The organism is Variovorax sp. FW305-3-2-15-B-LB1 (assembly GCF_058787635.1).
Genome location: NZ_JBYSZY010000027.1, coordinates 21,541 through 44,198 on the forward strand (window position 1 = coordinate 21,541; position 22,658 = coordinate 44,198).

24 protein-coding genes are annotated in these 22,658 nt (G+C 68.0%); 9 read left to right on the forward strand and 15 right to left on the reverse strand.

What is annotated here, in order from left to right; genetic code table 11:
• Positions 1 to 16: 16 nt before the first annotated feature.
• Positions 17 to 1,009, reverse strand: a complete 993-nt coding sequence (locus tag AC3WQR_RS17750; protein ID WP_062475192.1) for a tripartite tricarboxylate transporter substrate binding protein — start codon at positions 1,007 to 1,009, stop codon at positions 17 to 19.
• A gap of 201 nt (positions 1,010 to 1,210) precedes the next feature.
• Between AC3WQR_RS17750 and AC3WQR_RS17755 the strand changes: the two genes are divergently transcribed.
• The 4 genes from AC3WQR_RS17755 (at position 1,211) to AC3WQR_RS17770 (ending at position 5,056) form a co-directional block, all read left to right on the forward strand.
• Positions 1,211 to 2,764 carry a long-chain-fatty-acid--CoA ligase gene (locus AC3WQR_RS17755; protein ID WP_492743036.1) on the forward strand — a complete coding sequence of 518 codons (1,554 nt, stop codon included), beginning with the start codon at positions 1,211 to 1,213 and terminating at the stop codon, positions 2,762 to 2,764.
• Positions 2,765 to 2,851: 87 nt separating this feature from the next.
• Positions 2,852 to 3,217, forward strand: a complete 366-nt coding sequence (locus AC3WQR_RS17760; RefSeq protein WP_159279361.1) for a hypothetical protein — start codon at positions 2,852 to 2,854, stop codon at positions 3,215 to 3,217.
• Between the two features lie 28 nt (positions 3,218 to 3,245).
• The gene (locus AC3WQR_RS17765; RefSeq protein ID WP_492743037.1) at positions 3,246 to 4,067 is read left to right on the forward strand and encodes a helix-turn-helix transcriptional regulator; all 822 of its coding nucleotides are present in this window, start codon (positions 3,246 to 3,248) and stop codon (positions 4,065 to 4,067) included.
• 35 nt (positions 4,068 to 4,102) lie between these two features.
• A complete protein-coding gene (locus tag AC3WQR_RS17770) occupies positions 4,103 to 5,056 on the forward strand; it encodes a DMT family transporter (RefSeq protein ID WP_492743039.1) in 954 nt (317 codons plus the stop codon).
• 22 nt (positions 5,057 to 5,078) lie between these two features.
• Here the strand turns inward: AC3WQR_RS17770 and AC3WQR_RS17775 are convergent, their stop codons facing one another.
• Entirely contained in the window at positions 5,079 to 5,306 is a 228-nt protein-coding gene (locus AC3WQR_RS17775) for a hypothetical protein (RefSeq protein ID WP_159272852.1), read from the reverse strand.
• A 380-nt stretch (positions 5,307 to 5,686) separates the two neighbouring features.
• Here AC3WQR_RS17775 and AC3WQR_RS17780 point away from each other — a divergent pair, with 380 nt between their 5' ends.
• The 5 genes from AC3WQR_RS17780 to AC3WQR_RS17800 all read left to right on the forward strand — a co-directional run bounded on the left by AC3WQR_RS17780 (position 5,687) and on the right by AC3WQR_RS17800 (position 10,069).
• Positions 5,687 to 6,007, forward strand: a complete 321-nt coding sequence (locus AC3WQR_RS17780; protein WP_492743040.1) for a hypothetical protein — start codon at positions 5,687 to 5,689, stop codon at positions 6,005 to 6,007.
• 290 nt (positions 6,008 to 6,297) lie between these two features.
• Positions 6,298 to 7,623, forward strand: coding sequence for a hypothetical protein (locus tag AC3WQR_RS17785; protein WP_492743041.1), 1,326 nt, complete (start codon positions 6,298 to 6,300; stop codon positions 7,621 to 7,623).
• 300 nt (positions 7,624 to 7,923) lie between these two features.
• Positions 7,924 to 8,907 (forward strand): hypothetical protein, encoded by a 984-nt coding sequence (locus tag AC3WQR_RS17790; RefSeq protein ID WP_492743042.1) that lies wholly within the window; start codon positions 7,924 to 7,926, stop codon positions 8,905 to 8,907.
• Positions 8,908 to 9,205: 298 nt separating this feature from the next.
• Complete coding sequence (locus AC3WQR_RS17795; RefSeq protein ID WP_492743043.1) at positions 9,206 to 9,655, forward strand: helix-turn-helix domain-containing protein; 450 nt, start codon at positions 9,206 to 9,208, stop codon at positions 9,653 to 9,655.
• A 21-nt stretch (positions 9,656 to 9,676) separates the two neighbouring features.
• A complete protein-coding gene (locus tag AC3WQR_RS17800) occupies positions 9,677 to 10,069 on the forward strand; it encodes a VOC family protein (RefSeq protein WP_307696445.1) in 393 nt (130 codons plus the stop codon).
• A gap of 34 nt (positions 10,070 to 10,103) precedes the next feature.
• On the opposite strand, the gene AC3WQR_RS17805 is transcribed toward AC3WQR_RS17800, so the two are convergent.
• The 13 genes from AC3WQR_RS17805 to AC3WQR_RS17865 all read right to left on the reverse strand — a co-directional run bounded on the left by AC3WQR_RS17805 (position 10,104) and on the right by AC3WQR_RS17865 (position 22,639).
• Positions 10,104 to 11,135: a phosphotransferase gene (locus AC3WQR_RS17805; RefSeq protein WP_492743044.1), complete on the reverse strand. Its 1,032-nt coding sequence runs from the start codon at positions 11,133 to 11,135 to the stop codon at positions 10,104 to 10,106.
• Complete coding sequence (locus AC3WQR_RS17810) at positions 11,132 to 11,941, reverse strand: enoyl-CoA hydratase-related protein (protein WP_492743045.1); 810 nt, start codon at positions 11,939 to 11,941, stop codon at positions 11,132 to 11,134. Before AC3WQR_RS17810 ends, AC3WQR_RS17805 begins: the two co-directional genes overlap by 4 nt.
• A gap of 36 nt (positions 11,942 to 11,977) precedes the next feature.
• Positions 11,978 to 13,195, reverse strand: coding sequence for an ABC transporter substrate-binding protein (locus AC3WQR_RS17815; RefSeq protein ID WP_492743046.1), 1,218 nt, complete (start codon positions 13,193 to 13,195; stop codon positions 11,978 to 11,980).
• Positions 13,196 to 13,265: 70 nt separating this feature from the next.
• A complete protein-coding gene (locus AC3WQR_RS17820) occupies positions 13,266 to 14,552 on the reverse strand; it encodes an acyl-CoA dehydrogenase family protein (protein ID WP_492743047.1) in 1,287 nt (428 codons plus the stop codon).
• Positions 14,553 to 14,555: 3 nt separating this feature from the next.
• The gene (locus tag AC3WQR_RS17825; RefSeq protein ID WP_492743048.1) at positions 14,556 to 14,930 is read right to left on the reverse strand and encodes a DUF6285 domain-containing protein; all 375 of its coding nucleotides are present in this window, start codon (positions 14,928 to 14,930) and stop codon (positions 14,556 to 14,558) included.
• Positions 14,930 to 15,946, reverse strand: coding sequence for a phosphotransferase family protein (locus AC3WQR_RS17830; protein ID WP_492743049.1), 1,017 nt, complete (start codon positions 15,944 to 15,946; stop codon positions 14,930 to 14,932). The genes AC3WQR_RS17825 and AC3WQR_RS17830 overlap by 1 nt, the downstream gene beginning before the upstream one ends.
• Positions 15,936 to 16,964, reverse strand: a complete 1,029-nt coding sequence (locus tag AC3WQR_RS17835) for a branched-chain amino acid ABC transporter permease (protein ID WP_492743050.1) — start codon at positions 16,962 to 16,964, stop codon at positions 15,936 to 15,938. Before AC3WQR_RS17835 ends, AC3WQR_RS17830 begins: the two co-directional genes overlap by 11 nt.
• A 4-nt stretch (positions 16,965 to 16,968) precedes the next feature.
• Positions 16,969 to 17,841, reverse strand: coding sequence for a branched-chain amino acid ABC transporter permease (locus tag AC3WQR_RS17840; protein ID WP_056577629.1), 873 nt, complete (start codon positions 17,839 to 17,841; stop codon positions 16,969 to 16,971).
• A gap of 13 nt (positions 17,842 to 17,854) precedes the next feature.
• On the reverse strand, positions 17,855 to 18,574 hold the full coding sequence (locus tag AC3WQR_RS17845; protein ID WP_062478149.1) for an ABC transporter ATP-binding protein: 720 nt from the start codon (positions 18,572 to 18,574) through the stop codon (positions 17,855 to 17,857).
• Complete coding sequence (locus tag AC3WQR_RS17850; protein WP_062478152.1) at positions 18,571 to 19,389, reverse strand: ABC transporter ATP-binding protein; 819 nt, start codon at positions 19,387 to 19,389, stop codon at positions 18,571 to 18,573. Before AC3WQR_RS17850 ends, AC3WQR_RS17845 begins: the two co-directional genes overlap by 4 nt.
• A gap of 152 nt (positions 19,390 to 19,541) precedes the next feature.
• Positions 19,542 to 20,720, reverse strand: a complete 1,179-nt coding sequence (locus AC3WQR_RS17855; protein ID WP_095746834.1) for an acetyl-CoA C-acetyltransferase — start codon at positions 20,718 to 20,720, stop codon at positions 19,542 to 19,544.
• A 112-nt stretch (positions 20,721 to 20,832) separates the two neighbouring features.
• Positions 20,833 to 21,609 (reverse strand): enoyl-CoA hydratase-related protein, encoded by a 777-nt coding sequence (locus tag AC3WQR_RS17860; protein WP_492743051.1) that lies wholly within the window; start codon positions 21,607 to 21,609, stop codon positions 20,833 to 20,835.
• A 10-nt stretch (positions 21,610 to 21,619) separates the two neighbouring features.
• Positions 21,620 to 22,639 (reverse strand): Bug family tripartite tricarboxylate transporter substrate binding protein, encoded by a 1,020-nt coding sequence (locus tag AC3WQR_RS17865; RefSeq protein ID WP_492743053.1) that lies wholly within the window; start codon positions 22,637 to 22,639, stop codon positions 21,620 to 21,622.
• Positions 22,640 to 22,658 lie beyond the last annotated feature (19 nt).

Genomic DNA, 22,658 nt, shown 5'->3' on the forward strand with positions numbered 1-22,658 from the left:
GGAAGGAAGGTCGGGTTCAGTCGTCGAGCTTGATGCGCAGGTCGCTCACGAAGCGCTTCTCGTCGGCGTAGGTCTTGTGCGCCCAGGCCGTGTAAGCGGGGCTGTCCATGTAGAACCTGACGTAGTCGTTCAAGTCGAGCGTGCGCAAGAACTCGGGGTCGTCCACGGCCTTGCGGAAGGCCTCCTGCAGCGCCTGCACCACCTTCGGGTCCATGCCGCGCGGGCCGGCGATGCCCCACGAGCCGTTGGCCACCACGTCGTAGCCGAGTTCCTTCACGGTCGGCACGTTCAGCCGCGTGGGCGAGCGCGCTTCGTTGAAGGTGGCCAGCAGGCGCACGCGCCCGCCCGCCACGGCGGCGCCGAAGCCGGCCTCGGAGACCGCGTCCACATGGCCGCCCATGAGCGCGTTGTACAGCTCGGCCGCGCCCTTGAAGGGAATGAAATTGAACTTCACGCCGGCCAGCGCCGCCAGCCGCTCCATCGACACGTGCGAGGTGCCGCCGCGCCCGGTGGTGCCGTACGACACTTCGCCGGGTTTGGCCTTGGCCGCGGCCAGCAGCGCGTTCAGGTCTTTCCACGGCGCGTCCTGGCGCACCGTGATGCCCAGCGTGGCGGCCGTCACGTTGGCCACGTAGGTGAAGTCGGTGGCCGGGTCGTAGCTCACCTTCTGCAGGTGCGGCAGCCGGTACAGCGAACTCAGCATGAGCGACAGCGTGTAGCCGTCGGGCGCGGCCTTGCGCGCCATGGTGGTCGGCGCCAGCGTGGCGGCCACGCCGGGCTGGTTGAGGATCACGATCTGCTGCTTCAGCTCGCGCGAGGCCGCCAGCGCCAGTGCGCGCGCCTGCACGTCGGTGGCGCCGCCCGCGGGGTACGGCACCAGCAGCGTGATCGGCTGCTTGCCGAACAGGCCCTGGGCGCGCGCCAGGAAGGGCAGCGCGGTGCCCGCGGCGGCGAGCGCCGCGCCGTGGATCAGGCGGCGGCGCGCCGGGTCGGTCGGGAAGGAATGCATGGCTTGTCTCCGGTCGGTCGAACAGTCGAATCGTTCGTTCTGCGGCGATGGTCGCGCGCAGCCCTGTGCCGGTCACCGTCGCTTCGGACGACTTTGGCCGCCAGGGCGCTTTCGATCCCGTCGCTTCCGACGATGCCGGCGCGGCGCGTCCCTTCCATACTCGGCGCACAACAACGAACCGACCGACGGAGACCGCAGTCCATGGACCTCACCCAGCCCCTGCACAAGGCCCTGCAGGAACGCCCCGGCGCCACCGCCCTCGTGTGCGGCGAACGCCGCAGCACCTTCGCCCAGTTCGTCGACCGCGTGGCGCGGCTCGCGGCCGTGCTGCAGTCGCTGGGCCTGCAACCCGGCGACCGCGTGGGCCTGCTGGCGCTGAACTCCGACCGCTACGTGGAGTACCTCTACGCCACCTGGTGGGCGGGCGGCGTGATCAACCCCGTCAACATCCGCTGGAGCGCGCGCGAGGTCGCGTACTCGCTGGACGACTGCGACACGCGCATCCTGCTGTCCGACGCGCACTTCGGCGCCGTGGCGCAGCAGCAGCGCGAGCTCTCGCGTTCGCTGAAGACGCTGGTGCACTTCGGCGACGGCCCCGCGCCCGACGGCATGGCCGACGCCGAAGCCCTCATGGCGCAGGCGCAGCCCGTGCCCGACGCGCGGCGCGGCGGCGCCGACCTGGCCGCCGTGATGTACACCGGCGGCACCACCGGCCTGCCCAAGGGCGTGATGCTCACGCACGGCAACCTCTACACCGGCCAGCTCTCGGCCAACATGGCCGCCACGCGCCCCGCCGAGGCCGTGGGCCTGAACATGGCGCCCATGTTCCACGTGGGCGGCACCGGCCTCACGCTGCAGCTGATGATGCGGCTGTGCACGCAGGTCATCATTCCGGCCTTCGACGAAGTGAAGGTGCTCGAGGCGATCCAGAACGAGCGCGCCAGCGAGACCTTCATGGTGCCCACCATGCTCAAGCGGCTCATCGAGCACCCGCGCTTCGGCGAGTTCGACACCACCCCGCTGCAGCTGGTGCTGTACGGCGCCGCGCCCATCGACGATGCGCTGCTGCTGCAGGCCATCGACAAGCTGCCGCGCGCGGGCTTCTGCCAGCTCTACGGCATGACCGAGCTGTCGCCCGTGGTCACCGTGCTGCCCACGTGGTGCCACCACCCCGACCAGCCGGCCGCGCGCCGCCGCTCGGCCGGGCGGCCCGTGCCCATCGCCGAAGTGCGCATCGTCGATGCCGACGGCCGGCCCGTTCCCAACGGTACCGTCGGCGAGATCGCCGCGCGTGGGCCGATGGTGATGGCCGGCTACTGGAACAAGCCCGAACAAACGGCTGAAGTGCTGCGCGACGGCTGGATGCACACCGGCGACGGCGGCGTGATGGACGCCGACGGCTTCGTCTACGTGGTCGACCGGCTCAAGGACATGATCGTGAGCGGCGGCGAGAACATCTACTCGGCCGAGGTCGAGAACGCCATCACCCAGCTGCCGCAGGTGTCGATGTGCGCCGTGGTCGGCGTGCCCGACGACCAGTGGGGCGAGCGCGTGCATGCCGTGGTCGTGCTGCGCGCCGGCGAGGCCCTGAGCGCCGAGGCGCTGGTGGCGCACTGCAAGACGCTGATCGCCGGCTACAAGTGCCCGCGCAGCGTGGAGTTTCGCGAAGAGATTCCGCTGTCGCCGGCAGGGAAGATGCTCAAGTACAAGCTGCGCGAGCCGCACTGGGAAGGGCGCGCGCGCAAGGTGGGGTGACGCGCCGGCGGGTGTGTCTGGGTGTGTACGGGTGTGTTTCACCTGCTTGGGGTATGGTGGCGGGCCGCCACCTGCACCCACTGCGACATGCACCGCCGCCTCCTCGCTCTCGCCCTGCCCTGCTTTCTGCTCTTTGGCCTGTCGCCCGCCTTTGCGAACGGCAGCCTGCAGTGCGACGGCCGGCCTTATGCGGTCGAGATCCAGTTCAGTCTCTCGACCGGCCAGCTGACCGAGCTGATCGTGGCGAACACCGCCTCCGGTGCCGACGAGACCGAGCGCTTCAGCCTGCAGCAGCGCTTCGTCGACCATCGCCGCCAGTTCATGCGCGCGCGCGGCACCGGCCTGGACCGTCCGCAAGTGGCCGTGGCGCTGCGCGTGGCCGGCGCGACGGGCACGCTCAGCTACCGCGGCGCGCAGTACGAGCTGCGCTGCAACTGGACCGCGCTGGGCTGACCCACCCCGTCGTGCGTTCACGCTTCGCATGCCGCAAGACCGCACCCTTCTCTATGCCGGACGCGGGTTCGAGGTGGCGCATGTGCGCCTGCACGCGCCGCAGGGGCCGGCGTGGAGCGACCTGTACACCGTGGCCTCGCCGCGCGTCGTCTTCCCCATCGGGCGCACGCGGCTCGACGTGCGCTCGGGCGAGCACACCTGGCTGACCGACGCGCTCACCGCCATCCGCTTCGGCGACGCCACCGCCTACCGGCTGCGGCCCGAGACCGCGACCGTGCGGCACAGCCTCGTGGTCAGCGGCCATGCGTCGGTGAACCCGGCCCACGGTGAAAGCGCTGCGGGCGTGAGCGTCTGCCTGCTCACCCCGCAGGCGCTGTACCGCATGCACGCGGCACGGCGCCAGTTGCCGGACACCGACAGCGCACAGGCTGCCGCGCTGGTGGCCGCGCTCGTCGCCGAGCTGGGCAGCGCGCCGCACCAGGCGCCCTGGCATGGCGCCGTCGCGCGCGCACGGCAGCTGCTGCTGTCCGAAGGCAGCGGCCCGGGCGCGCGGCCTCCGCTCTCGCTGGACGAACTGGCCGAGGCCGTGTCGCGCTCGCCCTTTCACCTGGCGCGGCGCTTTCGCCAGCAGACCGGCCTGAGCCTGCACCAGTACCGCCAGCACCTGCGGCTGGCGGCGGCGATGGAGCGGCTGGCCGACGGCGAGCGCGACCTGGCCGGCCTGGCGCACGACCTGGGCTACTGCAGCCAGAGCCACCTGGGCGCCGTGTTCCGGCGCGGCGTCGGCGTCACGCTCGGCGAGGCCCGCCGCGTGCTCGGGCCGGCCGGCGCAGCAGGCGCACGAATCTGATAGCTTTCGCGCCGGCCGGGCCACAGACTGGCCCGATGACGACATCGCCTCGCACCCTCTGGACCGGCGCGCTCGCCGCGCTGGCCGCCGCCCTCATCGGCAGCGCCTGGCAGCTGCTGTCGCGCCACGGCGTGACCGCCACCGCGCTCGGGCCGATGGACCTCGCGCTGCTGCGCTACGGCATTCCCGCGCTGCTGCTCAGCCCGCTGTGGTTGCGCGGCAGGCTCGTGCCGCCGGGTGCGTCGCGCGGCGCGCTCGTGCTGCTCGTCGTCGGCAGCGGCCTGCCCTTCGGCCTGCTGGTGCTGGCCGGCGCGCAGTGGGCGCCCGCCAGCCACATGGGCATCTTCATGGCCGGCAGCCTGCCGCTGTTCACCGCGCTGGGCGCGTGGGTCTACCGGGGCGAGCGCGTGCACGGCCTGCGCCTGCTCGGACTGGCCGGCATCGCCGTCGGCATGGCCGTGTTCGCGGCAGGCAGCTTCGGCGAGGGCCTGCGCCAGCAGCACTGGCGCGGCGACCTGCTCTTTCTGCTGGCGGCCTTGCTGTGGACCGTCTACTCCCTGGCCTTCGGTCGCTGCGGCATGAGCGCGTGGCAGGGCGCGGCCTTCGTCAACGGGGCGTCGACCCTGCTGCTGTTGCCGCTGCTCTGGCTCGCCGGCCCGCCGCGACTGTTCGCCGCGCCATGGAGCGACATCGCGATGCAGGCCGCAGGGCAAGGCGTGGTCGCCGGCCTGCTGGGGCTGGTGGTCTACGGCGTCGCGATCACGCGGCTGGGTGCCGCACGCGCCGCGCTGTCGTCCGCGCTCGTGCCCGTGCTGACCACCCTCGGCGCGGCGTGGTGGATGAACGAGCCCGTCACGCGCCCCGCGTTGCTGGCGCTGTCGTTCGTGGTGCCCGGCGTCGTGCTCGCGAGCGGCGCGCTGCGGTGGCGGGTGCCGGCGCCACGCGAGAGCGAGCGCAAAACCCCGGAGGAGAATGCGACGACGCCGTGAGGTGGTGTGACGCCTCGGTGCGCTAACGGCGCAGATCGGCTGCTGCGGCGTTCAGTTGCGCGATGAAGTCAGGAAGGGGAATGCGTGAGCCCAGGCTTCCGTCTTTCGCGGGGAACGCAACGCAGAGCTGGTCTCGCCCTTCCTCGCGATCTAGCAGCAGCAAGAACTGGCCGTCGAAACTCAGTTCCGCGACGAGGTGCTCGTGTGCCGTGTCGCTCAGGATGGTGGTTTCCCATTTCTCGTTTTTCATGTCTGCTCTGCGGATGAAAGATGACGATGCCGTGCGCTGAGGGTTGAGGCTCGACAGGGCCGGATGATAGGTCGGCAGGTCTGCGAATCCACCCTCGCGCGAGCAGCACTGGCCGTGGCTATACTGCGCCGGTCACGTCAACACAGGGCGTGATCGGGCTTGGACTCCCGTTGAAATCACTGCGACGTAAAAGCCGCAGCCACCCCGCAGGGTCTGCGGCTTTGTCGTTCGCGCTTCCTGTTTAGGCGGCTCGATGGGCGGGCGCGAGCCCGGCCGGTTTCACGCAAGTGGTTTCCCGGTAGTCCAACCCGTCGAGCCGCCGCCCCCGCTTGGACTCGGGTGCGTCGGTTTCAGCAAACCGAAACCCTTGGAGGCCATTCATGGCGGCATCTGCATCTCCCCGCGCGTCCGCACACGCGTCTTCGCTTCCTGCATCTTCTGAAGAAACCTCCAGTGCCGAATCGCTCGCACTGCAGGCGTGTGACGACGTCGACAGTCTTCATGCGGTGCAACGCGCCTACGCGTGCATCGAGAAGCTCATCGTTCCGCAGCACGTTGGGGATACGGAAGAGGTCTTTCCGACGCGCACGGAGTTGGGGGCGCTGGTGCGGTTGGTGAATGAGGAGTTGCAACGGCGGATCGAAGCCGCCGATGCCACGACTCAGTCACTGCGTGCCGTTGTTGAAGGCGGTGTGCGATAAGCCGCTTCGCCCCCCGACATGGAATCTCCTGCGAGATGGCCCTAATCTTTAAGGCGAGGCACACCTGTTCGGCTGATCAAGATCTAGCACTCAACAATGGAAATGGGCATATCGCATTTCGAGTTGGGGAGGCAGAATCCGGCCAGAAGCAGCCAGCCGTGACCGTCCTCTTTTGACCTCGCCCCAAAGCCGCTCGCGTGTGCCGCACGCACCTCATCGATTGTTAGCCACTTCCGCTGCGAGTGAACAACTCGGTGGAAGGCGAGTTGTACCTTTAAGGAAACAGAGAGATGGTTGATGCGTTCCTGATCGCCGCGGAAGCGTGGCTCTGCAATGGATATTGGGTCGACATTCGATATGTCGCTGAGAAAGGATCGGCCGGTACAAGCCTCTGGCAAGCATCGATTTATCTCAGCCCAGTGCGACCGAACGTCGAATCGAACTTTCAGATCGCCACGTCGCGCCTCGTTGCTGGGCAAGTACAAAGAGTGATTAGAAGAAAAACAGAGGTTCTAGGATTGCTTCGTGACGCCATTGGTGGTCGCATCGACATTCACGATCATCAACTAAGGCTGCGGGTCGCCGACTACTCCTCCGAGATGAGCTTTCGGGATCGCTGGTACTCCACGCTTCATCTCTCGATCGTCTCCGACCATGCTGCGATACCATTGAGTACCGATCTGGCAGAGGTCGATGATGCGTTGCGGATGCAAGAGCTTCCATTCGATGGATTGGTTGATCTTTGTGGATGGCTTGGACTGCAACCACCGGGAGCGGGGGCTGCATCGCAGATTCAATTGCGGGTATCTCCCCCATGCGACTTGATCTTTGAGACGTCCTCTCTTAGACAAAACAGATTCAAATTAACGCTCCACGCTCATTCGACTTTTGACACGTCCCGAATGGACATGGCAATCCGTGTCGCTCCTGGTCAGGGCTTGATGGCAAGAAAGCAGATCGCGGATCAAGTCCGCTGGCGCCGACCAAGAGACGGTCTACGTGTGGGAGTGGCCGAGGTCGAAGTGACAGACGCCGACTCCGTACTTGCCATGCTGATGATTGGTGGCACGAACGTCCGGCGTCAGTGGTTCAGTGATCCGGATAAGGCCCGGAACATTCGACTGCTAACCATGCAGCATTTTGACAAGGACCTTCGAATGGTCCGCTCGGCGGTATTCGACGCACCAGAGTCTGCGAAATTCGAACGAGGCGTTGCGGCTCTCTTGTTCTTGCTCGGATTCACTTCTGTGATTCCTTTGGAGACGGACTCACCGGACATCGTGGTAGCTACACCGGGCGGGCGGGTGGTCATAGTCGAATGCACAACGAGGGTTGCGGATTTTGCGTCGAAGATCGGCAAGCTGGTCGACCGTCGAACCTCAATGGTCCGTGCCCTGACGGAAAGCCGTCATCTCAACCCCGTATCAGCCGCACTAGTTTGCAGGATCCCTCGCGAGCAGATCGCCAATCAAGATCAGGCGCTCCGGCATGGAGTCATTCTGATAGCCAGCGAGGAGCTTACCAACGCATTCAATCGAATTTTTGTGCCCGGGGATCCAGACGCATTGCTGACCGAGGCGTTGGCGCGTTTACCGGAGGGCCCTACAGCGCAATAGGTCGTGACTCGCACCAGCAGCCGACGAAACGCTTTGGGCGTCTGCATCGGAGGAGGCCGAACTTCCGCTTTGGGCCCATTGCAGACGTTCGTAGGAGGCGCCGCAATGCACGAGAGCCGCCGTTCGAGTCAACTTTCATCCGCTCACGATGCTCGCGTCGGGGGATCCGAAGAACGACGAAAATTGGCGATCAAATTCGAAGCATCAGGTGAATGTTTGACGGATTTCCTAGTACCTACAATGATCCTCTAACAAAGGGAGATCAGAGTGGTGAGGCCTACGAAATCGGTAGAGAACTTCATGACGGAATTCGCCGTCAACCTTATTAGTACTCGGTACTTGCTGACCTCGGCTAGTCAGCTGATGTCAGACGGAGAAATTCCTCCGAAAGAGCTGGAGATCTCGAAGAACTGTCACATCTACATGGTTGTTACACGGCCGGCCGTTCACTTCGATCCCTCCGACTTCACGTACGCCGATGGCGTGATCGCAGGCTCGCTCGTCTACCGCAATGACGATGGCGAGCAACGGCATCAATTCTCCAGTCCGTTCCCGCTGGTGGACGGCGCGATTCGACTTGATCTGTCGCCGTACCCTCACAACGAAATCAGGACGTACGACTCGGAAGGAAGCATTGTCCGCTTCATGCCGGCGAACGCGGCCAGCGTTCTCCAAACTCAACTGTCCTACAAACACGCATTTCGTAAGCTCAAAGTGCTGTATGTTGGTCAGTCATACGCAGGCGGGCACAGCTCTGCGTTTGATCGCCTTCGAAAGCACGACACGCTGCAAAAAATTCTTGCTACCACCGCCTATGAATCGCCTTCGAGCGAGGTCCTGGTGCTGACCGTCGAATACTTGCCGCCACGGATCATTAGCATGATGAACGGAAGAGACAAGAGCTTGATCCGCGGCGAACGAGACGAGCGTCGTTTCAACAAGGCATTGGATGCCGACTTCAGCAAGAAGCTCCAAATCTCACTGGTCGAAGCAGCTCTTATCCGGTACTTCCAGCCGAAATACAACACCGTCTACAAGAAGAAGTTCCCATCTCGCGACCTGAAGGTACTTCAAGAGTGCTACCAGTACGACTTCTCCAGCCTCGCGGTGGAATTTGACACGTCTGAGCTGCGGCTGGTGACGTACTCGGATTTTGTGGCACCCAGCGATCACCACATTGCAACTTTTATGCTCACTGACGATGCTGCTCGAACGCAGTTCTTCGCGATGCGGAGCCGCCCTGGCGACGTTGACCTAACGACTCCTATTGCGGCGTCGAAGTAGTCAGACCAAAGAAGTCTCGGCGTCGTCAGGGCCAGTGCTTAGCGTACCGAAAGCAGCCGCTCGACTAAGGTAGCTTCTGGCCGAATAGCGCTACCCCGAATCCTCGCACGGACCACTCAACCTGATAAGCGCCGTTTTGCCAAACGGCGCGGCAAGCATCCATCGGGGACCGGAATTCGAAGTTCACCGAAGAAATTCGAAGCTCATTGAGGCTCAAACACCTGTTGCCCGCAAACGACGGCTTCCGCCTACAGCGCACCCCCTCCATTTGTGTTCCCAAATTGAGCACAATCCCCCCATGCCAAACATCGCATCCATCCTCAAAGCCGAAATCTCCCGTGTCGCTCGCAAGGAAGTGCGAGCGGAAATCGAAACACTCAAGAAGGCCTCCGTCGCGCACCGGGCATCGATTGCCGACTTGCGCCGTCAGGTGAGCGCCCTCGAAAAGGAATTGCGCAAGGTCGCCAAGGGCTCCGCGCGCCAGGCGCCGGCCGCCGCCGGTGCTGCGGGCGACGACGCCGACGCAGGCGGCCCGAAGCGCCGCTTCAGTGCCAACCGGCTGGCCGCGCACCGCGTCAAGCTCGGGCTTTCCGCGGCGATCTACGGGCAGTTGGTCGGCGTGTCAGGCCAGACGATTTATCACTGGGAACAAGGCAAGGCACGCCCGCGTGCGGCGCAGCTGGAGCGACTGGCCGCGGTGCGGGAACTCGGGGCGCGCGAGATTGCTGAGCGGCTGGAAGCGCAGTAAGCAAGTCACCCGCCGCACACCATGAAGCTCGGCTACACCATCGTCTACGTTCCCGACGTCGCCCAATCGCTGAAGTTCTTCGAGCAAGCCTTCGGTCTGCCCACGCGCTTCCTGCACGAATCGGGCACTTATGGCGAACTCGAAACTGGCGAGACCACGCTGGCGTTCGCCGCACACGCGCTCGGCGATTCCAACTTTCCGGGCGGGCATGTCGCCGCCTCGGAATCCGCGCAACCGCTGGGCATGGAGCTGGGCCTCGTGACGCCCGATGTGCCCGCCGCGCACAGCCGCGCGCTCGCGGCCGGCGCCACGCAGCTGTCGGCACCGGTGACCAAGCCCTGGGGACAGGTGGTCTCGTACGTGCGCTGCCCCGACGGCACGCTGGTCGAGCTGTGCTCGCCCATCGGCGGCTGACGGGCGCCCTGCCCGCTCGCCAGTTCGCTGGCGGCTAGTCGATCAACGCCACCGCCCGCCGCGCAAACCCCGCGGCCTGCGCGCCCACCTGCACCGCATCGGCCGCCGCCGCGCTGCCGCTCTTGGCGCGCGCCGCGATGCCTTCGAGGATCACGGCGAAGCGGAACAGCGAGAACGCCAGGTGGAAGTTCGTCACCGGCTCGGCGCAGCCACCGGCCTGCTGGTAGTGGGCGACGTACTCGGCCTGCGTGGGAATGCCTTCGGCCGCGAGGTCGATGCCCTGCATGCCTTCGAACTCGTCGGCGCCGGTATACCAGGCCATGCAGTTGTAGGCCACGTCGGCCAGCGGGTGGCCCAGGGTGGACAGCTCCCAGTCGAGCACGGCGATCACGCGCGGTTCGGTGGGGTGGAACATGAGGTTACCGAAACGGAAGTCGCCGTGCGCGATGGTGGTCTGGTCGCCCGGCGGCAAATTGGCCGGCAGCCAGGCGATGAGGCGGTCGATGTTGGCGTCTTTGCGCGTGCGCGAGGCTTCCCACTGGCGGGTCCAGCGGGCGATCTGGCGCTGGAAGAAGTTGCCGGGGCGGCCGTAGTCGGAGAGGCCGACAGCGGCCAGGTCGACCGCGTGCAGGCGCGCCAGGGTCTCGGCCATGGCGAAGTAGTACGCGCGGCGCTCGGCGGGCGCGATGCCGGGCAGCGCGTAGTTCGACAGCACGCGACCCTCGAGCTTCTCCATCACGTAGAAGGGCGTGCCCACCACGGCGCGGTCGTCGCAGTACAGCACGGTGCGCGGCACGGGCACGTCGGTGACGGCCAGTGCGCGCAGCACGCGGTACTCGCGGTCGACCGCATGGGCCGAGGGCAGCAGTTCGCCGGGCGGCTGCTTGCGCAGCACGAGCGCGCGGTTGTCGAAGTCGACGAAGAAGGTGGGGTTCGACTGCCCGCCGCCGATGCGCGCCAGGCGCATCGGGCCTTCGAGCTCGGGCAGTGCCTGCCGCAGGTGGCGCTGCAGGCGGTCGGCGTCGAACTCGATGCCTGCGGTGGCGGTGTCTGCAGCTGCGCTCATGGCCGACGGAACACGGGCTCGCGTTTCTCCAGGAAGGCTTTCACGCCTTCGGCGAAGTCGGGCCGGTCGATCAGCTCGCGCTGGCGCTCGGCCTCGTGGCGCATCTGGCCGACGAGCGACTGGTTCGCGGCCGATTCGTACACGGCGCGGATCTCGTGCGCGGCATGCGCGGGCAAGCGCGCGAGCCGCTGCGCGACGGCCACGGCCTGGGCGCGCAGTTCGGCGTCGTCCACGCAGGCCCACACGAGGCCCCATTGCGCGGCCTGTTCGCCCGACAGGCGCTCGCCGAGCAGCGACATGCCGACGGCGCGCGCGCGGCCCACGAGTCGCTCGAGGAACCAGGTGGTGCCCAGGTCGGGCACGATGCCCAGGCGCGGCATGAAGGGCAGGTAGAAGTAGGCCGATCGCGCCACCAGCACGACGTCGGCGGCCAGCGCCACGCCCACACCGGCGCCCGCGGCGGGGCCGTTGACGGCGTTCACCACGGGGAAGGGCATGCTGCGCAGGTCTTCGATGAGGCGGTTCGACATCGCCTCCATCGCGTCGGCCGTGCGCTGGCCCAGGCTGCCGGGCGCGCTGGCGTCCATGCTGCTCAGGTCGGCACCCACGCAGAACGACTTGCCGACGCCGGTGAGCACCACGGCGCGCACCTCGCCTTCGTCGCGCAACTGTGCGAGCCGCTGGCGCAGGGCCTCCTGCAGCGGCTGGGTGAGCGGGTTGAGGCGCTTGGGAATGTTGAAGCTGAGGATGGCGACGTCGCCGTCGCGTTCGTACAGAAGGGGGTCCTGGTCGTCAGGCTGGCTCATGGGTGGGCTCCGAAGGGCGTGAGTAGGTAAAGGCGTTCACTTCATGTTCAGCGCGGGTCCGACCGGGTCGAGGTCCACGCCGTTGAAGCGCACGGGCTGCATCGACGCGTAAGCGTGCAGGTCGGCGGCCGAATTGGCCATGGCCACGCCGGGCAGAAGCATCGAGATGCGCGGGCTCTTGAGGGTGCTGGCGGCCACGCGCACGCTCTCGCGCGTGGGGTTGGCGCCGGCCTCGCGCAGCACGTGGGCCATGAGCTGCGCCACGATGTAGCCCGACACGCCGCTGCCGTTGCTCGGGTCAACGCCGCTGGCGTGGGTCTTGAGCAGCTCGAGGTACTCGAGCACCTCGGGGTCGCGGCTCCAGCGCGGGCTCATGGGCTCCTTGTAGACGGCGAGCGCGACCACGCCCTTGGCCTTGTCGGCGCCCGCGGGCTCGAAGGCCATCTTCACGGAGGCGGCGGCAAAGTTGAGATAGCGGTCGGGCGTCCAGCCCACGTCGGCGACCTTGCGGATGGCCTGCGCGGCGGTGCGCGCGGTGGCGGCCATCACGAGCACGTCGGCGCCCGACGACTTGAGCTGCACCACCTGCGAATCGACGGTGGGGTCGGTCACCTCGAAGGTGGCCTGCGCCACGATCCTGGCCTTGCCCTGCTTCGACAGGCCTTCCTGCAGGCCCTTGAGCACTTCGCGCCCGAGGTCGTCGTTCTGCATGAGCACGGCAATCTTCGCGTCGGGGCGGTTGTCGATGATGTGGCGCGCGAACACGCGGCCCTCGCCCTGGTAGCTGCCGAGAAAAGGCACGGTCCACGGGTACTTGGCCGCGTCGTCGAACTGCGAGGCGCCCGACTGCACGAACAGCTGCGGCACCTTCTTGGCGTTCATGTAGCGCTGGATCGCCATGTTGGTCGCAGTGCCCAGGTTGCCGAAGATGGCGAGCACCTGGTCTTCCTCGACGAGGCGGCGCGCCACCTCGACGGTCTTGGGCGGCGAGTACTGGTCGTCGTAGATCAACAGGCGCACCTTGCGCCCGTGGATGCCGCCCTGCTCGTTGAGCTTCTTGAAGTAGGCCTCGGCGACCTTGCCGACCACCGAGTAGCCCGACACGGGCCCCGACAGCGGCATGGGCATGCCCAGCACGATCTCGGCGTCGCTCACGCCGGCCTCGGGCTTCTTCTGGGCCAGGGCCGGCAGGCTGATGCAGAGCGTGGCAAGGCCAGCCACGAGGGCGGTGCGGCGGGAAAGCAAATGAACCATGTCGCGTGTCTCCTTCTGTGTTGCTGCGTGGCCGGGTGGCCTGCGTCGTCAGTCGTCGTCGGAAAGCGGTTCAGGCGGTGGTGGCCCGGTTCGGCCCCATGTAGCCGAAGAGGTGGCCCGCCACCTTGCGCATCTGGATCTCTTCGGAGCCTTCGGTGATGCGGTAGCGGCGGTGGTGGCGGTAGATGTGTTCGAAGGGCTTGTGGCGCGAGTAGCCGATGCCGCCGTGCACCTGCATCGCGCGGTCGGCGGCCTCGCACACGAGACGGTTGGCCCAGTAGTTGCACATCGAGACCTTGTCGGACAGCTGTTTCTCGACCTGCGGCTTGGGCATCTGGTCCATCTGCCACGCGGTCTTGCGGATCAACAGGCGCAGCATCTCGACCTGCGTGGCCAGCTCGACCAGCGGAAACTGGATGCCCTGGTTGCGCGCCAGTTCCTCGCCGAAGGGCTTGCGCTCGCGTGCGTACTTGACGCTCTCGCGCACGCAGTAGTCGGCGGCGCCCAGGCTCGACGCGGCCTGGCGGATGCGGTTCTCGTGCACGAAGTGCTGGGCAATGGCCAGGCCGCCGTCGAGCGGGCCGAGCACGGCGTCTTCGGGCACCCACACGTTCGTGAAGCTCACGCGCGGGTGGTCGGTGGGCATGTTGAAGGTCCAGAGGTACTCCTCGATCTTCACGCCCTCGGCCTTCGCGGGCACGAGCAAGGCGCTGATGCCGCGCGCGTCGCCGTCGCGCCCACTGGTACGTGCGAACAGCACGCAGTGCGTGGCGGTGTGCATGCCGGTGGTCCACATCTTTTCGCCGTCGATGCGAAAGCCGGCGCGGCCGTGGCGTGCTTCGGGCACGGCGCGCGTTTCCATGTGGGTGGCATCGGAGCCGTGCTGCGGCTCGGTGAGGCCGAAGGTCAGGCGCACGCGCTCGTCGAGCATGCCCTGGATGAGTTCGTCGCACTGCGCGGGCGTGCCGAAGTCGCGGATGGCGAGCACGAAGGGGTTGTTGGCGACGATCGAATGCTCGTTCTGCAGGTCGTTGTGCAGGCCCAGGCCGCGCGCCGCGAAGTGCTCGCGGATCACGGCCATCCAGAGGTTGCTGCCGTCGCGCCCGCCAAATTCGGCGGGCAATGCAAAGCGCAGGTGGCCCGCCCGGTCGGCGCGGTGGCGCGCCTCGGCCAGCAGCGCCTCCCACTCGGGGCGCGGCAGGCCGCCGTTCTCGAAGTCGGTGCGGGCCCATTCGCGGCGGTGGTCGAAGAAGCGCTCGTTGTCGTCCTGCGCCTGCAGTGGCGCGATCTCGCGGTCGATGAAGGCGTCGAGTTCGGCGAGATAGTCGACAAGGTCGCGGGGCAGGTCGAAGTCCATGGCTCAGTCTTTCTTCTTCGTGCCGGCGGCATAGCCGGGCTGGTCGATGGCGAGCTTGTCGCGTGTGGTCTGGCGCAGGTGGTCGATCAGGCCGGGGGTGGCGGCGTCGAGTTCGCCGGTGGCGATGCGGGTGCAGAGCAGGCGGTTGGCATCGGCCAGGTCGGCGGGGGCGTCGGGGCCCAGCAGTGCGTGCAGCCGCACCCGTTCGCTTGCCTGCGACGTGGGGCCGAACTGCACTTCGCGCCGCGCGATATCGAGCGTGTTCGCAGCCACGCGCGCGTGGAACGCGACCTGCCCTTCGGTGGCCGGCACCACCTGCTCGCGCAGGAAGGCTGCGACGGCCTCGAGCAGTTCGGCGATGTCGGGGCGGTCTTGCATCAGGCGGCCTCTGCCTGGGGTGCGAACAGCGCCAGCAGGTCCGACTCGGCCTCCGAGGCGCGGCGGCCGATGGCGGCCTTCTCCACATCGCGCTCGCGGCCGCTGAGCCAGGCATGCACCATGGCCTCGCAGACGATGCCCCACTTGAGCGTGCCCAGCACCTCCCACCAGCGCACGCGCCCGGCATCGACCTGCCCGCCTTCGGCGGTGTAGCCCTCGAAGAGCTGCTCGCGCGTGCCGAAGCCGCCCACGGGCAGCGCGCCGTGGCCGAAGCGCCAGGAGCGCACGCACATCCAGCCGAGGTCTTCCATCGGATCGCCGACGTGCGCCAGCTCCCAGTCGAGCACGGCGCGCAGGCCCTCCTCGCCGACCATCAGGTTGCCGTTGCGGAAGTCGCCGTGCACGAGCACCGGCGCGGGCACGTCGGCCGGCGCGTTCGCGCGCAGCCAGCGGAACGCGAGTTCGAACACGGGGCGCGCGGTGCCGTGGCTGCGGTGAAGGTCGATCTGAAAATCAAGCTCCGCGCGCGCGGCGGCCGTCCGCAGCGGCGGCAGGCCGTGCACGGGCAGGCGATGGATGCGCGCCATGGCGGCGCCGCACTGGCGCGCCAGCACGCGGCGCGCGCCGGCCAGGCGTTCGTCGCGCACGATGCGGCGGCCCAGGGTTTCGCCTTCGATGCGGTCCATGACGAAGCCTTCGCCGAGCCCGTCGGCCGGCTGCAGCACATGGCGCACGCCGGGCACGGGCACGCCGCCTGCGCGTGCAACCTCGATGAGCTGCGCTTCCACCACCAGGCCCGCGGTGCCCAGGGCCCGCGCGCCGCTGGCATCGGCCGCGCGGCGCAGCACCAGCGGCCGGGCATGGCCCGCGCCGGTCGTCGTCACATCGAAAGCCCAGGTCTGCTGGCTGGCGCCGCCCGAGAGCCGGCGCACGGCCTGCACCGCATGGCCATCGGGCACGAGGCGCCCGGCCAGCCGCTGCAGTGCGTTCGCGATCAGCGCCGCATCATCGTGCACGGGCGAAGCGTGCCTGGAGCTTGCGCAGCAGCCCGACCACGCCGCCGGGCATCGCGAACATGAAGGCGATCAGCACCACGCCGTACACCGCCCAGGGCGCGGCCTTGGAGACCTTCTCGGCCAGCGAGGGCACGAACATGATGAAGATGGCGCCGAAGATCGCGCCGTACAGCGTGCCCACGCCGCCCACCACGATGCCCACCAGCAGCGAGATCGACAGGAACAGCGTGAACGAATCGGGCGCCACGAACTGCACCGCAATGGCCGACAGCGCGCCGCCCACGCCGGTGTACGCGGCCGACACGCCGAAGGTCATGGCCTTGTAGTGGCTGTTGTCCACGCCCATTGCCTCCGACGCCATGGCGTGGTCGCGGATGGCGCGCATGGCCCGGCCGCTGCCGCTTTGCAGCAGGTTGTGGGCAATGAAGAACATCACGACCGCGACGAACAGCGAGAACAGGTAGAGCCACTGGTCTTCGTTGAGCGGCAGGCCGAAAGGCGCGGCGGGCTTCATGAGCACGATGCCCTGCACGCCGCCGGTCCAGGCCTCGAGGTGCTTGTACTTGAGCAGCTGCGGCATCGCCACGCCGAGCGCGAAGGTGGCCAGCGCCAGGTACAGCCCTTCGAGCTTGAGCGCGGGCCGCCCGAACAGGTAGCCGACGATCAGGCACACCACGGCCGCCGCCGGCACCGTGAGCCAGTACGGCACGCCCGCATGCTCCATGAGGATGCCGGTGGTGTAGGCGCCAATGGCATAGAAGGCGCCGTGGCCCAGCGAGATCTGGCCGTTGTAGCCCGTGAGGATGTTCAGGCCCAGCAGCGCGATCGCGTACGAGATCACCATGGTCGCCTGGAACAGCTGGTAGCCGCGCGCCACGAAGGTGATGCCGATGGCCAGCACGATCAGCAGGCCGACCCACATGAGCGGCGAGCGCGAGGGCTTGGCGGTGCGTGCGCTGGCCGACGTAGCGAGCGGTGCCATGGCGGTCGGCAGGGAGGAAGCTTGGGGGGAGTTCATGCGATCAGACCCGGGTGACCAACTTGCGGCCCATGAGGCCGGAAGGCTTGACGATGAGCACGCCGACGATCAGCACCAGCGCCACCGACAGCTTGAGTTCGGTGCCCACCACGTAGGTGCCGATGAGGTTCTCGAGCACGCCGACGATGAAGCCGCCGAGCACCGCGCCCACGGGGCTGTCGATGCCGCCGATGAGCGCGCCGGCAAAGGCGTAGAGCAACACGCCGGTCATCATGTGCGGATCGAGAAAGACCACGGGCGCGACCATCATCCCGGCCACCGCACCGATGGCGCCGGCCAGGCCCCAGCCCAGCATGAGCATGCGACCGACGTTGATGCCCACCAGCCGCGACGAGGCCGCGTTCTGCGCCGCAGCGCGCATCGCCAGGCCCAGCGGCGTGAAGCGGAAGAACGCGAACAGCAGCAGGACCACCAGCAGCGTGACGCCGATGGCGCCCATCTCGTGCGCCGACATCATGGCGCTGCCGAACCACGCGTCCGACGGGAACGGGCTCGGGAACTGCTTGATGGTGTAGCCGAAGAGCCAGCCCGCTAGGCTGTGGAAGATCACCAGCAGGCCGATGAACACCACCACCACCGACAGCGCCGGCTTGTCGTGCATGGGCCGGATCACGGTGAACTCCACCACGGCCGCGAGCACGAAGGACAGCGCCACGGTCGCCACGAAGGCGGCCCAGTACGGCAGGCCCGCCTGCATGAGGCTCCAGGCGATGAAGGTCGAGAACATCGCCATCTCGCCCTGCGCGAAGTTGATGTGGTGCGTGGCCTGGTAGATCATCACCAGCGCCAGCGCAACGCTGGCGTAGATGCCGCCGGTGGCCAGGCCCGCCAGCAGTTGGTGCAGGAATGCGTTCATCGGTGTGAGGCCCTTATTCGCCGAGATACGCTTTGCGCACGGCGTCGTTGCGGCGGATTTCGGCGGCCGTTCCCGAGAGCACGATGCGGCCGGTTTCCAGGAGGTAGGCCGAGTCGGCCAGGTCGAGCGCGAGCTTGGCGTTCTGTTCCACCAGCAGGATCGACACGCGCTCTTCCTTGTTGATGCGCCGCATGATCGAGAAGATGTCCTTCACGATGAGCGGCGCGAGTCCGAAGGAGGGCTCGTCGAGCAGCAGCAGGCGCGGCTTGCCCATGAGCGCGCGGCCGATGGCCAGCATCTGCTGCTCGCCGCCCGACAGCGTTCCGGCCTGCTGGGCGCGGCGCTCGCGCAGGCGCGGGAAATAGCCGAACACGCGCTCCATGTCGGCATCGATGCCGTCCCTGCTCGCGCGGGCGTACGCGCCCAGCCGCAGGTTCTCCTCGGTCGTGAGGCCCAGGAAGGTGCCGCGCCCATCGGGCACGTGGCCCACGCCGGCCTTGGCGATCTGCTCGGTGGAGCGGCCGTCGATGCGCTGGCCGGCCAGCATGATGCGGCCCTCGGTGCTCACCATCATCTGGCACAGCGCGCGCAGCGTGGTGGTCTTGCCGGCGCCGTTGGCGCCCAGCAGCGCCACGACCTGGCCGGTGGGAATGTCGAGGTCGATGCCCTGCAGCACGCGCGTCGGGCCGTAGGCCGCGTGTAAGCCGCGCACCTCGAGAATGTTGGTCGTCATGCCATCGCCTCCGCTTCTGCCTCTTCGCCCAGGTAGGCGCGGATCACCTCGGGGTGCGCGCGCACCTCGGCCGGCGTGCCCTCGGCGATCTTCTTGCCGAAGTTCAGCGCCACCACCTTGTCCGACACGCCCATCACGAGGCTCATGTGGTGTTCGACCAGCAGCACCGTCACGTTCAGGCGGTCGCGGATGTCGCGGATCAGCGTGCCCAGGCTTTCGAGTTCTTCGTGGTTCAGGCCGCAGGCCGGCTCGTCGAGCAGCAGCAACTGCGGCTCGGCCGCCAGTGCGCGGGCCAGCTCGACGCGCTTCTGTGTGCCGAAAGGCAGGTCGGCCACTTCGCGTTCGGCCACGGCTTCGAGGTCGAGAAAGTGGATCAGCTGGTCGGCCCGTGCCCGCGCCTGCGACTCGATGGCCGCCACGCCGGGCAGCCGGAAGGCGTTGCGCAGAAAGCCCGCGTGGTGCTTGCTGTGGCAGCCCACCAGCACGTTGTCGCGCACGGTCATCGTGCGAAACAGCGCCAAGTTCTGGAAGGTGCGCCCGATGCCCAGGCCCGCCATACGGTGGCGCGGCAGGCGCGTGAGCGGATGGCCGTCGAACTCGATGCGGCCGGCGCTGCACTCGTACAGGCGCGAGAGACAGTTGAACAGCGTGCTCTTGCCCGCCCCGTTCGGCCCGATGAGGCCGCAGATCTGGCCCCGCCGCACGTCGAACGAGACGCCGTCGAGCGCCACGATGCCGCCGAAGCGCACCGACACCGCGTCGATGCGCAACAGGGGGGTGTTCTCTTTGTCTCCGCGATCGGTGTCATGAATCATGCGTCGATCTCTTTTTATGGAGCCGCGGTCGATGGCCGCAGCGTTCTCTTATCCAGAAACACCGCGGAACCGGCTTTGCCGGGCCGCAGGTGTTGCCCCCTGCAAGGGGGTTGGAGGCCACACGAAGTGGGCAAGCCTGGGGGTGTGCCTGTCTACAGCCGTTCGATGATCGTGACGTTGGCCATGCCGCCGCCTTCGCACATGGTCTGCAGGCCGTAGCGCTTGCCGCGCTGGCCCAGGGCGTTGACCAGCGTGGTCATCAGCTTGGTGCCCGAGGCGCCCAGCGGGTGGCCCAGCGCAATGGCGCCGCCGTTCACGTTGATGCGGGCCGGGTCGGCGCCCAGCGCCTTCAGCCAGGCGATCGGCACGGGCGCGAAGGCTTCGTTGACTTCGTACAGGTCGATGTCCTCGATCTTCATGCCGGCCTTTTGCAGCGCGCGCTGCGTGGCGGGCAGCGGGGCCTCGAGCATGATGACCGGGTCGTGGCCCAGCACGCTCATGTGGTGGATGCGCGCCAGCGGCTTCACGCCCAGCGTCTTCAGGCCGCGCTCGTTCACGACCATGAGGCCACTGGCGCCGTCGCAGATCTGGCTGGCGGTGGCCGCCGTGCAGCGCCCGCCTTCGGCGATGAGCTTGACGCCGGCGATGCTCTCCAGCGTGGCGTCGTAGCGGATGCCTTCGTCGGTGGTGTGCAGCTCGCCGGTCTCGGTGCCGTCGGCCATGCGCACGGCCACGGGCACGATCTCGCGCTCGAAGTGGCCGGCCTTGGTGGCGGCGATGGCGCGGTGGTGGCTTTCGAGCGCGTAGCGGTCGAGCGCGTCTTTCTCGATGCCGTAGTTGCGCGCGATCATCTCGGCGCCCGTGAACTGGCTGAACTGGATGCCGGGGTAGCGCTTTTCCATGCCGGGGCTCACGTAGAAGCCCAGGTTGTTCTTCAGCGGCAGCGTGGTGGGCAGGCCCATGGGCACGCGGCTCATGCTCTCGACGCCGGCGGCGATGACGATGTCCATCGTGCCCGACATCACGGCCTGCGCCGCGAAGTGCAGCGCCTGCTGCGACGAGCCGCACTGGCGGTCGACCGAGGTGGCGGGCACCGACTCGGGCAGGCGCGAGGCCAGCACCGCGTTGCGCGCCACGTTGGAGGCCTGCTCGCCGGCCTGGCCGACGCAGCCCATGATGACGTCTTCGATCAGCGCGGGGTCGGCGTCGGTGCGCTCCACGAGGGCGTTGAGCACCTGTGCGGCCAGGTCGGCCGGGTGCCATCCGGCAAGGCGGCCGTTGCGGCGGCCGCCGGCGGTGCGCGCGGCGGCGACGATATAGGCTTCGGGCATGTGAAATCTCCGGTGAGTGATCGGTTCGCGTCCTGCGCATTGTTGGCGCCACGCCGCCGCGCAGCGTCGTCGGAACCGACGATTTTGGGCGCCATGCCGGGCGCCCCACCCCTCACCGGTGGCCGAACACGGGCGGGCGCCGCGCCAGGAAGGCGCGCAGGCCCTCGCGCGCATCCTCGGTGGCAAAGCGCGCGTGCAGCTGGCGCCGCTCGAACAGGATGCCTTCGGACAGCGACGACTCCCACGCGCGGTTGACCGACTCCTTGATCGCCACCAGCGCCGGCAGCGAATACGCCGCGATGCGCGCGGCCAGCGCCAGGGCCTCGGGCATGAGCGCCTCGGGCGCGACCACGCGCGACACCAGGCCGCAGCGGTCGGCCTCGGCCGCGTCGAGCACGCGCGCGGCCAGGCACATTTCCATCGCCTTGGCCTTGCCGATGGCGCGCGGCAGGCGCTGGGTGCCGCCGGCGCCCGGCAGCATGGCGAGCTTTACCTCGGGCAGCGCGAAGCGCGCCGATTCGGCGGCCAGCACGATGTCGCAGGCCAATGCCAGCTCGCAGCCGCCGCCGTAGGCCACACCGGCCACCGCGGCGATCACGGGCTTGCGCACGCGGCGGATGGTTTCCCAGTTGCGGGTGATGAAGTCGTCGCGCACCACGTCGGCGTAGCCCCAGTCGGCCATGGCCGCGATGTCGGCGCCGGCGGCGAAGGCGGTGTCGCCGCCGGTGACGACGATGGCGCCGATGCCCGCGTCGGCATCGAAGGCCAGCAAGGCGGCGCCGAGGGCGTCCATGAGCGCGTCGTCCAGCGCATTGAGTTGGCGCGGGCGGTTCAGCGTGATCACGCCGACGCGGCCGTCGACATGGGTGAGCACGGGAGCGTCGGGCATCGTCATGAACTCAGTCCACCACGATCTTCTGGCGCGCAATCAGCGAGGAGAGCATCGCGCCTTCGTCGGCCAGCAGCTTGCGGAACTCGGGCGTGCTCATGGCGATGGGCTCCGCGCCCAGGTCGCCGTAGCGCGACTTGACGGCGGGCAGCGCCAGCGCCTTGCCGAGCTCGGCGCTCATGCGGGCCAGCACCTCGGGCGGCGTGCCGTTGGGTGCCCACATGCCGAACCAGATGTCGAGGTTGGCGCCCGGAAAGCCCTGCTCGCCCACCGTGGGCACCTCGGGGAAGAAGGGCGAGCGCTTGGCGCTCACGATGCCCAGCAGCTTGGCCTTGCCCGCGCGGATGTGCTGGAAGGCAATGCCGGGGTCGCAGACGAAATCGGCCTGGCCCGAGAGCACATCCTGCAATGCAGGCGCTGCGCCGCGGTAGGGCACGTGCGTGACCTGCGTGCCGGTGGCCTGCTTGAACAGCTCGCAGGCTAGGTGCGGCGGCGTGCCCGCGCCGGCCGAGGCGTACGAGAGCGTGCCGGGCTTGGCCCGTGCCAACGTGACCAGCTCGCGCACGTCTTTCGCGGGCAGCTGCGGCTTGGCGACGAGGTACATCTGCGTGCGCCCGACCGTGGCCACCGGCGTGAGGTCGCGCGAGGGCAGCAGGCTCGCCTTGAAGAGCGAGGGGTTGGCGGTCTCGACCGAGGTCGGCGCGATGAGGAAGGTGTGGCCGTCGGGTGCGGCGCGCACCACCTCGGAGGCCGAGATGTTGCCGCTGGCGCCGGGCTTGTTGTCGATCAGCACGGTCTGGCCGAGCGACTCCGACAGCGACTGCGCGAGGATGCGCGCCATGACGTCGGTGCTGCCGCCGGGCGCGAAGCCGACGACCACGCGGATGGGCTTGGACGGCCATGCGCCAGCGGGTGTGGTTGCAGGCGCCTGGGCCCAGGCCGCATGGCCGGCGAGCGCGAGGCCGCCCAGTGCGGCCACGGCGCGGCCCAGCCGCCGGCCCACGCCGGCGGCGAATTGCTTCTTGTGCATGTGTTGTCTCCGTTGTGGT